An 11,141-nucleotide genomic window follows, 5' to 3' on the forward strand; every position below is an offset into this window, starting at 1 on the left:
GATGCCGTGAACGGATAGAGCCCCAGCACGTCATCGAATTCATGTGTTAGTGCAATCATGTCGCCTCTGTTATTGCTAATTTAGCGAGCCCTGCGTGAGTTGTTGCATGAACACGTCAAAGTAAAAGAAGCAATAGAGAGCTAGTAAAATGACGAGATACCATAAAAAACCACAGCAGATGTCAGGTGTACTTACTTCATGCTCCGCAATATTACTTGCAACGAGTTTTACTGCACATGCACAAGTTGATGAATCGACAGTGGCAGCAGAAGATACCGCTACCGATACCAAGCCCATGGAAATTATTGAAGTGAGTGCGCGAAAACGTACGGAATCCATTAATGATGTGCCCGTTGCCATTAATGTCTTCACCGATGATGCCCTGCACGAGCAAGGGATCAGTGAACCGGGTGATATGTTTCAAACCTCGCCAGGTATTGAGTTTGACGAAGACGGATCGCGGGGTATAGCTGATTTTAGTATTCGTGGTGTTGAAGGTGTAACGTCCTTTTTCGACGGCATGCCCATGTCCGGTAGTCAGGGTATTGCTAGTTTGTATGATGTGGATGCGGTGGAAATATATCGCGGCCCGCAAAGTGCCGTATTTGGTCGTTCTACCTTTGCCGGCGCGGTGAACTATTCCACCAAAGATCCGACAGATGACTTTGAAAGCTCTATATTAGGTGAAGTAGGTAGTGATGGTCTTTGGCGAGCAGGGGTTACGATGTCAGGCCCCATTAATGACAAGCTTGGCTATTTCCTAAATTATACACAGGATAGTTACGATGCCCCTGATGAATGGGTATCCAGTGATGGCGTACGTTTAGGGGCCTACAGTTCTAAATTTTATACAGCAAAACTGGCCTGGTATCCCACAGACACTGTGTCGGTGGAATTGCGTTATGCTGGCAACGATATTGATGATGAGCCTAACCCCAGTTATTTCATAGATTGGGAATCTGACAAGCTGCAATATTTGACGGATGATCCCACCTCACTGACGGCCAAAGCTTATGTGGGGGAGCTGGATTGGACCGAGTATCGCGACGCCTCAAATATTTATCCTCGCAACCACTTTAGTGATAATTACGATAATAATGTGGATGATCCGGGTACGCGTAATGATAGGGATCGTATTTCACTGGCCGTTGATTGGGATTTGGCGAACGATTATTCGGTTAATCTAAAATCCTTCTATGCTAAAGAAGATCAAATATACTGGTACGACAAAGATAATTCAGATATCGCTGAAGATGAATCGGATGTGGAACATTGGGCTATTGTCTCTAATCTTAAAGAATATTATGGGGAAGCATTACTGGCTTATGAAGGGGATGTAACGTCCTGGCATGTGGGCTTGTCACAATATATTTATGATTATGATGACGCCACCTATTCCAATTATAATGCAGGCACCTTAAATGGCGATAGCACGGATAAAACCACTAACACGGGTGTGTTCTTCGCCCTTTTTTATGAGGGTATCGATAATTTGTCCTTGTCCTTTGAGGGGCGCTATCAGCAAGATGAGGTGGAATCATCCAGTGCCAGTAGTGGGGCATCACGAACCAAGAAAACGCCCTCATTCTTACCGCGGTTTGCCGCTAACTGGAAGATTTCCCCACAAACCAATGCCTATTTCCAGATTGCCAAAGGCACTAACCCCGGCGGCTCTAATTTAGATAATATCAATCCTACTTTCCAGGAAACTGCCGCGCTGGTTGATGCGCGAGCGGGTGACACCACCAACACCGACAACCTTAACGCCTTCGTTGATTATGATGAAGAGGTGATTTGGAACTATGAAGTCGGATTTAAAGGTTACATGTTAGGTGGCGATTTAATCTATAACGCCTCGCTGTATTATATTGATTGGACCGATGCGCTAATTAATTTTAGTTATGATTACGCCGATGAATACGCTGTCAATGGTGGTGATACTGATTATTCATTCCCAACGGATTATGTCCTTGATGAAAATGTGAATGCCGGTGATTTAAGCGGGTGGGGAACCGAGTTAAATATTAAATATTCCATTACTGATAACCTAAATGCCACGATGGGGTATTCTCATATCGACATCGAATACGATGACTACTGTTCCGTGTTTATTAACTACATCTATGGCGTTGAGGCAACGGGAACGCTTAGAGGGGTGGACTGTGTCCAGGTATCAGGCAATCAACAGGCTGGGCAATCTGCCGATACCGCCAATGTGGCGTTATCCTATGAATACCCCATGGGGAATGGTCTTGATTGGTTTGTTCGCACAGACGCCACCTATCGCTCGAAACAATATATCGACGAACTTAATATTTCCTGGATCCCCAGTTATATTCGCGCCAACTTACGTACTGGGCTACGCGCTGATAATTGGGATGTAGAAGCCTACGTAACGAATTTAACTGATGATGATACGCCGTCGCTGGTTTCTGTGTTACCGGATCCGTACAACGAAAACGGCATCGGCCCAGGTACTTTTAACCTAGATATTCAACCGGTCGTTGGGCGCCAAGTAGGATTGCGCATGACATATAACTTTTAAACTTAAATAAAAATACCCTATATATTCAACGATATATAGGGTATTGCTTCGCTGTTTTTTACCGTTAACGACTAGGCTTCCTTCGAGGCCTTTTTCACTTTCGGTGCTAACCAAATCAGACTTCCTGCCACAAGAAATACCGACGCTAACATCATAAAAGTTTGATTTGTGGCAATCATGCCACTTTGAGTTTGTAACAGGGCATCAAATAGCGCTCGAGTTTGCTCGCCCACCTCACCATTGGCTTGCATGGCTTGGGTTAGGGTGTCTGACTGGTGGGTTACGCCCACCAGTTCTGCGTGAACATGGCGAGTTTCGTTAGTCCAGTAGGTGGTCATCACCGACGTGGCGATAGCACCGGATAATGTACGAATAAAGTTCATTAGACCGGCAGCAGATTCCATTTCATCTTCATCCACACAGCTTAGGGCGATAGCCGTCAGTGGCACAAAAAAGAAGGGCATTCCGATACCTTGAACCAGCAGCGGCCAACTCACTTGATCATAGGTCATGTCTAATGAGGCGAAACTTCGATATAGCGTCCATAGTCCGAGCCAGATAATACCGAAAAATACCAGTGGCCTAGGATCCCGCTTGCTAGCAATATTCGCAACAATGGGGGCAAGAAATACCGCGAACATACCTATATGGGCAGTGGTGAGCCCTGAAATCGTTGCGGTATAACCCATATATCCTTGTAACCACAAAGGGGTGATAATCGATATTGAGAAAAACGCGCCAAAGGCCAGTGATAAGGTAATCATACTGACACTGTATCCGCGGTGTCGGAACACCCGCAAATCCACCACAGGATTTCGCTCGGTGAGTTCCCAGATTAAAAAGGCAACAAAACCGATTACCGCGACAATGGCTAAAATTTGAATGTGTGTTGATTCAAACCAATCCAAATCTTTGCCTTCATCAAGCATTAATTGTAGTGCTGCAACCCAGACTACAAGCAAGGCCAAGCCCACTTTGTCGATGGCACTTTTTACTAACGGTGTTTCGAAGTGTTTGAGTAAACGCCAGCAGAAAAAGGCCGCCACAATAGCGAAAGGGGCTTTGGCTATAAAAATGTAATGCCAGCTGTATTCATCACACAAGTAGCCGCCTAATATGGGGCCCATGATGGGGGCAATTAAGGTGGTCATACTCCAGATGCCGATGGCCGCATGGCTTTTCTCTTTCGGAAAAATGCGGATCATCAATGTTTGAGACAGCGGCATTAGCGGTCCACCAGAAAGTCCAAGTAACACGCGAAAGACCACCAACATCCCCATACTCGTGGCCATTCCGCACAGTACTGAGAGCACCCCAAAAAGGGTCAAACAAGTCACAAATACGCGGATGGAGCCAAAGCGACGGGACAACCAGCCGGTCAGCGGCACTGAAATCGCTTCAGCCACCGCGTAAGAGGTAATAACATAGGTACCTTGACTGGTGGATACCCCTAAACTACCGGCTATATTGGCGATAGACACGTTGGCAATGGTGGTATCTAGGATGGCAAGAAAGTTAGCCATCGCCAAACAACAGGCGCCAATAAATAGGGCAAAGCCGGTAAGGGGCTGGATTTTTTCCGTAGACGAATTCATTGAAAGTCCTATTAACCTTCGTGGGTACGTTGCTGGCTTTGCTGGCGATACAGGGCAATTTTCTGTGTATCGATATCTGCATCAGTATCGATGGTCGCTTTCATTGATAAGCCCACTTGTAATGGGTGATCAATAAGTTCATTAGGCGCAATCTCTACTCTTACCGGTAAACGCTGTACCACTTTGATCCAGTTGCCAGTGGCATTTTGTGCCGGGATAAGAGAAAAGGCAGAACCTGTGCCGGGGGAAATCCCTGAAACCACACCGTGATAGACCACTTCATCGCCGTATAAATCCGAAGTAAGGGTCACGGGTTGGCCCACTTTCACGTCGGTTAACTCCACCTCTTTAAAATTGGCATTCACATAGACTTTGTCCAATGGAACGATGGTCATGAGGTTGGCACCGGCCTGAATATGGCGGCCTATCTCAATATCACTTTTAGCAATGACGCCCGAAATCGGAGCGCGTATTACCGTACGTTGTAAATTGATTTTGGCTTGTTCCAGCGCAGCTTTAGCGGCAAGAACTTGTGGGTTGTGCTCCACATCGGTATTCAGAATGTTGGCTTCATTCGCTTTTTTCTGACCAATGGTGGAAAGATGATTCGCTTTGGCCTGCGCGGCAGCGGCTTTTGCCGCGTTCAGGTTGGCCTCGGCCTGTTCAAAAGCCGAGCGTGCATCGGTGACTTCTTGGCCCGAAACAGAACCCGATTCCACCAGATTTTCCCGGCGTTTAAGATCGATTTTGGCGCGTTCAAAACTGGCGGTTGCAGAGGCTAACTCTGCTTTTGCCCTGTTTTCATCGGCAATGCGGGCACTGATCATGGCACTGAAACCTTCGTCATTGGCCATATAACTTTGAACACGGATCTTGGCCAAGGCAAGATTCGCTTCGGCTTGTTGTACGGCAATTTTGGCATCGGTGTCATCTAAGCGCACCAGCACATCACCCTTTTTTACTTTTTGGGTATCGTAGATATCGGCTTGGGTAACGATACCACTGACTGCTGGCGTGACCACGGCGCTAGAGGCATTGACATAAGCGTTTTCCGTGGAAATATAATGAGAGCCGACGAAATACCAATAGGCGCCGTAACCGAGTGCGGCCAAAATGATTGCCATACCTAAACGGATAAACCCTTTTTTGCGAGAATTGGAGGCTTGTTGTTGATCGTAGTGTTCAGTTGATTGGGATTGAGTACTCATGATAAACCTTTATTTGCACTTGACTGTGCTGCAAAACCGCCACCAAGGGCATGGATAAGTTGGACATGTAACGCCAGTGAGCGAGACTGTAAATTGACTAACGCTCGTTGATTGCTAAGCACCGCATTTTCAGCGGTTAACACATCTAAGTAGGTCGCTAAGCCGCCTTTATAGCGGTTGGTTGCTATAGTATGAGCTTGCTGGGCATGGGCTAGCGCGCGTTTGGTTTCATCGATACGTTGCTGCAAACGCTGGTCGCTGGTGACCACATCGGCCACTTCTTTCAACGCATTGGTGACACTTTGATTGTAATTGCTCACCGCTAATTCGTATTGGGCTTCGGCGACGGTTAATTGCCCCTGTAGCTGGCCACCATTAAAGATGGGCAGATAAATGGCAGGACCGATATTGCCGGCAGAGGTATCAGCGCTCACCAAGTTGTCGATGCCAAATGATTGATAACCGAGAAAGGCACTGATACTCACATCGGGGTAAAAGTTGTCTTTGGCCACGCCAATTTGCTTCGCCGCGGCTTCAACCTGCCAGCGTGCGGCCGTAATGTCAGGCCGATGGCCGATAAGCCCCACACCTATGTTATCGGGAAGCCCTAATGGTTGAGTGAGTGCCACCACAGGTCTAGTAATCTCTAGGCCTCTGTCTGGGCCTGCACCGGTTAGCGCCGCGATGACATTTTTTTGCAGTGCGATTGATTCTTTTATGGCAAGCAATTCGGCGTCAGCACTGGATTGCAGAGACTGGGCCTGATTGACCGCGCCTTTGTTTTCTAGCCCGTTATCAAATCGTTTAGAAAGCAATTCGGTGGTTTTACTGCGCATATTAACAACCTCTTGTGCTGTGTCGAGGTTGTAATAAAGCCGGGTCAGTTCCGCATAAGCTTTGGCAATGGAGGTGGATATTTGTAGACGAGCTGATGCCAGCTCCGCTTCTTTTGCCGCCGTCTCGCTAACCGCGGCTTCTACCCGTTTTTTGTTTTTGCCCCAAAAATCGAGATCATATGAGAAGTTTAACCCCACCGTGGCATAGTCATTCCAGTTGTACGCTGATTCCGGCACGTAGGAGGTATAGCTATAACTCGCTTTGGCTTCATAAACCGCCGCTTCAGCACTGACTTGTACGGCTTCGGTTGCCCGCATTTGGTGAGTCACGCCAAGGGTTTTTTGCAAGCGAGCTTGGGCTGCGGCGATACCTGGGGCATCAGACAAACCTTCTTCAATGAGATTGGTTAGTTGGGGGTCGTCTAACTTTACCCACCATTGCTGGCTCGGCCAGTCCATCGCATGAATATCGGCGAGTGCTTGCTGATACTGATATTCCTGAATGTTTTTGGGTACTGATAATTCCTGACTATGGGGCGTTGCACACCCATTTAATACCACCAAACCTATCAGTGAAATCGCCACTAATGATATGCGTGAATCCGGCAAGAATTTCAGCTTACATTGATTAAACAAAATAAACCTCTTATTCACATAACTAAACTGTACGGTTCATTTATAATTGGTTATACTTATCAAGTCAAGTTTCATAAGGTATATAGACGAGTATTAAAGATGAGAGTGAAAACACAAGCGCGACGTGACGCGATTGTTGAAGCGGCGAAATACGTTTTTCGAGAGTACGGTTTTGAAGTGGCTTCAATGGATATGATCGCCAAAGAATTCGGCGGCTCAAAGGCCACCTTATATAACTATTTCAAATCGAAAGACGAGATTTTTTTTGCGGTTGTTAAAGATACGGTAGAAACCGATTTCGAACCTGTTTTTCAGCTATTGAAGCAAGATGATGAACTGCCTATTTCTTCTCGACTAACTCAGTTTGGTAGCGAGTTTTTAAAAATGACTTTAGACTCTAGCGTTATTGCTGCTAGACGCATGGTCTTGGCGGAAATCCAACGTTCCGATATTGGACGGCTTTTTTATGAAAATGGTCCTGGATTGGTTATTCAATTAATCGCTGAGTTTTTGGAGCATGAAATATCAGCAGGTAGGTTTGTGTCATGCGATACCAATCTTGCGGCCAAGCAATTTAAAGCGCTGTTAAACGCAGAACTTCACGAGCTCTATCAATTTGGCTGTATAGAGAATGTGGAAAAAGCCTGCATTGATGATGTGGTAACCCGTGCCATTGAGGCATTTTTGACAATTTATAAAAAACCTAACTAAAGCCGAAAATTAACGGTAACCTAAGCTAACGAGCCATGATGAAAGAAGTCTAATTGTGACTTCCTTGTTGTAACGTCAAGGTAGTCTTGTTATTACGGGGAAGTAGGACCGATCCTGCTTGCATGTTGGCAAAGGCCAGATAATCGCGGGCTAAGACTCGCCGCGCTAAATCAGGCTATGTGCCCTATGTTTCATATGGACAATATTCCGGTAAGACGAATAACCACTTATACTGGCCCCGCGACACAGTGGGTTGCCAACGAATGGCTCCCACCCAATCAGCCCCGTTCTCGGGCATTATCAACCATTAACCCTGGCTCCCCTGTAAAAGGCGTGATGATATGGCCCTTACGCTAGCGCCTGAGCTATGAGTTTATCTAGCCCTTTTTTGGATTCGGCCACCGCTTGCATAGGTGACAGATCGCAAGGATAACTTTCTTGTTCCAGCACTATCCAGGGAGTTTTGGGTAAGGCAAGGGTGGTATCGATGAGGGTAGGCCAGTCGACGGAATCCTGTCCGATGAGAGGAATATCATCGCTAGCACTATCAAGGGCGCACGCCTTAAAGTGTATGCTAGGTAGCCTTTCAGCATATCGATTTACGTAGCGCACTGGGTTATGACCGGCATAAGTTACCCATCCTGCATCTAGCTGCAGGGCGATGGCCTGATGGGTATGATTGGCGATATGATCCCAATAGGTTGTGTTTTGATATGCCCCGAATTCTTGATCATGATTATGAAAGCCAAGGCGCATGTGATATCCCGCCAGTGCTGCTGACAATTCATTTAATTGGGCAATAAAATCATCAACTTGCTCAGGGTGCCAGGCCCGTTCGTCCCAAGGAATAATGAGTAAATCGGTACCGAGTTGTTGATAAAAAGATACCGTCTTTTCACGATTATCCTCATCAAGGGTTTCGATTGCCACATGGGCTCCGCTCACTGCTAAGCCTAATGCATTTAGGCAGTCTTTCAACGCCTTGGGATCTTCAGTAAACGGGCCGAACCGGCCAGCCAATTCCACGCCATCAAAACCCATTTGCGCAAGTTGGGTTAGTGTTGCTGTAAAATCACGTTGTAATGCATCATTGACAGACCAAAGCTGGATACTGATTTTCGGTGCTGCAACGGAGGGGATGTGGTGGCTTGTCATCAAGGTTTTGTTTCCTAGTTATTCTAAAATAGCAGTACGTCGTGCTTTTAACCGCTTTAAATTAATCTGTACTGATGCAAGCCAACTGACATGGCTTCGTCATTGATTGAAGACCGCCATATTAGGTAAAAGGAATGCGTCGTAATTTTTCTATAGGCTTTATTCTTACTTTCAATGTAATCGATTTCATTTTTCTTGTCTATATCAGTAAATCAAGGTGATTTTACCGTACCTGTTTGTATATTAACGGCGTTTTAAGGGCTTAAGCAGTATTTGCTTACCTAAACAGGGAATGGACGACAAGGCAAAACATTCATAGATAGTATTTAGTCATTGGCGATAATAAACTATAAAAAATTCTTTTATATTAGCTGTTTACGATTATCATCTGATAGCTTTTAAAAACTGAAGGGATGCAGTAATAGGGGGCTCGCAGGGTGGGCAGAGCACATAAAATCCATGGTCTAATGTATGGCTATCTCGATATAGCAGTGTTTCTTTTTTTACACTGTATAAAAATGAGACTTGCATGGCCTCAATAGGGCTTATAAAAACTTTTATTTTTCAATGATTAGTTGAGTTATTTTTGTTTTGAAGAGGAAACTCAGTTGACAGCAGCAGGAATTAACCACTACTCTGGGGAAAAATGTTATCGATTACATTTTTTATGTGAAAGCCTATTTCTCGGTCTCTGGGATGTTCATCCGTGAAGTCTTTTTAGGGTGTTAAAAGGATAATGTTGTACGGAGCGTTATTGGCGATATCAACTATGAGTAAACAAATTGAATAATAACAACATGAACGCGAGTGGGAAGATTCACCCAGGAAGCTGGATCCCCAGTATGTATTTTGCCATGGGGCTGCCTTTTGTAGTGATAGCACAGGCCTCGGCACTGATGTACAAAAACCTTGGCGTAAGTGATACCCAGATAGCCTTATGGACAAGTCTAATTATGCTGCCTTGGACGTTAAAGCCATTATGGAGCCCCGTTTTAGAGATGTTTCGATCACAAAAGCACTTTGTGGTTGCCACCCAACTCTTTTCTGGCGTCACCTTCGTATTAGTAGCGTTAACACTGCCCCTCGATAACTTCTTTCAGTATTCCATTGCCCTTTTAGGGCTTATTGCCATAAGTGGTGCCACCCACGATATAGCCGCGGATGGCGTGTATATCAATGTGCTTTCTTCGGAGGAGCAGGCCAAATACATTGGCTGGCAAGGTGCGGCATACAACATTGCCAAAATCGTGTCCGGCGGGGCGTTTGTGTATGTGGCCGGCGAGCTAGAGAAATCCATTGGTGTGATTTCCGCCTGGTCAATCGTTATGTCTGCCTACGGCGCTTGTATGCTGTTCATGGGGATTTACCACATAAAGTTTCTACCTAAAGGGCAAACTAATCAGAACGTTCAGTCACTGAAACAGGGCCTAACGATTTTGCGGGATGTCATCAAAACCTTCTTTAGTAAAAAGTTTGTGCTTTGGTATGTGATATTTATCATGCTCTATCGCTTTGCCGAAGGGTTTGCCATAAAAATAGCGCCGCTGTTTTTTAAAGCGAGCACGGAACAAGGCGGCTTAGGCTTAGATACATCTGAAATTGGTGTGATCTACGGTACTTTCGGCGCCGCCGCCTTTGTTATTGGCTCTTTACTTGGTGGCTACTACATATCATCGCATGGTTTGAAAAAGAGTCTTTTTCGTTTGGCTTTGGTGTTCAACATTCCTTTTGCCGTTTATACCCTTTTGGCAACCTTTCAGCCTGACCAGCTCTGGATCATTTCCTTAGCTGTTGTCTTTGAATACTTTGGCTACGGATTTGGTTTTGTTGCTCTTATCCTATTTATGATGCAGCAAATTGCGCCCGGTAAATATCGTACCGCACATTATGCCTTTGCTACGGGGATCATGAATTTAGGGTTTATGCTGCCGTCAATGCTTAGTGGTGTACTCAGTGATTGGTTGGGTTATCAAAAGTTTTTTATCTGGGTACTGATTGCTACGGTTCCTTCGCTATTAGTCGCCAAGTATGTGCCCTTTAACAATCGTTTAGAAAAATAGACTGGAGAATTTTTAATGTCTAAGAGTAGTGTGATCCCATGGGAAGACCGGCCAGCTGATTGCGACGATGTGATGTGGCGATATTCTAACAATCCCATTATCGATCGCTATGCCATACCCAGCTCAAACAGTATTTTTAATAGTGCGGTTGTGCCCTTTGGTGATGGTTTTGCCGGTGTTTTCCGTTGTGATAATCGCGCCGTGCAAATGAACATTTTTGCGGGTTTTAGTAAAGATGGGATCAACTGGGATATTGAGCATGAGCCCATTGTCATGGAGGCAGGAAATACCACCATGATCGAATCGGATTATAAATATGATCCCCGCGTGGCCTTTATCGAAGACCGATACTGGATCACATGGTGTAATGGCTATCATGGTCCCACCATTGGCAT

The 11,141-nt window shown here is 45.6% G+C and carries 8 protein-coding genes and 1 pseudogene; 5 read left to right on the plus strand and 4 right to left on the minus strand.

The genetic code is table 11. From position 1 onward, the window contains the following. The first annotated feature begins 148 nt into the window (after nt 1-148). Nucleotides 149-2,545, plus strand: a complete 2,397-nt coding sequence (locus V5298_RS10745; protein ID WP_332931464.1) for a TonB-dependent receptor — start codon at nt 149-151, stop codon at nt 2,543-2,545. A gap of 71 nt (nt 2,546-2,616) precedes the next feature. On the opposite strand, the gene V5298_RS10750 is transcribed toward V5298_RS10745, so the two are convergent. The 3 genes from V5298_RS10750 to V5298_RS10760 are packed head-to-tail and all read right to left on the minus strand — an operon-like array spanning nt 2,617 to nt 6,820. Then, a complete protein-coding gene (locus V5298_RS10750) occupies nt 2,617-4,140 on the minus strand; it encodes a DHA2 family efflux MFS transporter permease subunit (RefSeq protein ID WP_332931465.1) in 1,524 nt (507 codons plus the stop codon). An 11-nt stretch (nt 4,141-4,151) separates the two neighbouring features. After that, complete coding sequence (locus V5298_RS10755) at nt 4,152-5,348, minus strand: HlyD family efflux transporter periplasmic adaptor subunit (protein ID WP_332931466.1); 1,197 nt, start codon at nt 5,346-5,348, stop codon at nt 4,152-4,154. Continuing rightward, nucleotides 5,345-6,820: an efflux transporter outer membrane subunit gene (locus tag V5298_RS10760; protein ID WP_332931467.1), complete on the minus strand. Its 1,476-nt coding sequence runs from the start codon at nt 6,818-6,820 to the stop codon at nt 5,345-5,347. Before V5298_RS10760 ends, V5298_RS10755 begins: the two co-directional genes overlap by 4 nt. A 99-nt stretch (nt 6,821-6,919) precedes the next feature. Between V5298_RS10760 and V5298_RS10765 the strand changes: the two genes are divergently transcribed. Together V5298_RS10765 and V5298_RS10770 are read left to right on the plus strand one after the other, a co-directional pair. After that, entirely contained in the window at nt 6,920-7,531 is a 612-nt protein-coding gene (locus V5298_RS10765; RefSeq protein WP_332931468.1) for a TetR/AcrR family transcriptional regulator, read from the plus strand. A 114-nt stretch (nt 7,532-7,645) separates the two neighbouring features. Further along, on the plus strand, nt 7,646-7,888 hold the full coding sequence (locus tag V5298_RS10770; RefSeq protein WP_332931474.1) for a DUF1826 domain-containing protein: 243 nt from the start codon (nt 7,646-7,648) through the stop codon (nt 7,886-7,888). Here the strand turns inward: V5298_RS10770 and V5298_RS10775 are convergent. Further along, nucleotides 7,880-8,686 (minus strand): sugar phosphate isomerase/epimerase, encoded by an 807-nt coding sequence (locus tag V5298_RS10775; RefSeq protein ID WP_332931469.1) that lies wholly within the window; start codon nt 8,684-8,686, stop codon nt 7,880-7,882. The two genes, V5298_RS10770 and V5298_RS10775, sit on opposite strands and share 9 nt — an antisense overlap. 782 nt (nt 8,687-9,468) lie before the next feature. Between V5298_RS10775 and V5298_RS10780 the strand changes: the two genes are divergently transcribed. Together V5298_RS10780 and V5298_RS10785 are read left to right on the plus strand one after the other, a co-directional pair. Next, complete coding sequence (locus V5298_RS10780; protein WP_332931470.1) at nt 9,469-10,746, plus strand: MFS transporter; 1,278 nt, start codon at nt 9,469-9,471, stop codon at nt 10,744-10,746. 15 nt (nt 10,747-10,761) lie between these two features. After that, nucleotides 10,762-11,141 (plus strand): annotated as a pseudogene (locus tag V5298_RS10785) (glycosidase); the annotation flags it as partial.

Origin of the sequence: Alteromonas sp. 14N.309.X.WAT.G.H12, from assembly GCF_036697315.1 — a bacterium.
GTDB lineage: Bacteria > Pseudomonadota > Gammaproteobacteria > Enterobacterales > Alteromonadaceae > Alteromonas.

What these genes read in the sequence shown, in the direction of transcription:
- V5298_RS10765 (WP_332931468.1), top strand. Translation starts at nt 6,920, where the DNA reads ATGAGAGTGAAAACACAAGCGCGACGTGACGCGATTGTTGAAGCGGCG.
- V5298_RS10775 (WP_332931469.1), bottom strand. Translation starts at nt 8,686, where the DNA reads ATGACAAGCCACCACATCCCCTCCGTTGCAGCACCGAAAATCAGTATC.
- V5298_RS10750 (WP_332931465.1), bottom strand. Translation starts at nt 4,140, where the DNA reads ATGAATTCGTCTACGGAAAAAATCCAGCCCCTTACCGGCTTTGCCCTA.
- V5298_RS10745 (WP_332931464.1), top strand. Translation starts at nt 149, where the DNA reads ATGACGAGATACCATAAAAAACCACAGCAGATGTCAGGTGTACTTACT.
- V5298_RS10755 (WP_332931466.1), bottom strand. Translation starts at nt 5,348, where the DNA reads ATGAGTACTCAATCCCAATCAACTGAACACTACGATCAACAACAAGCC.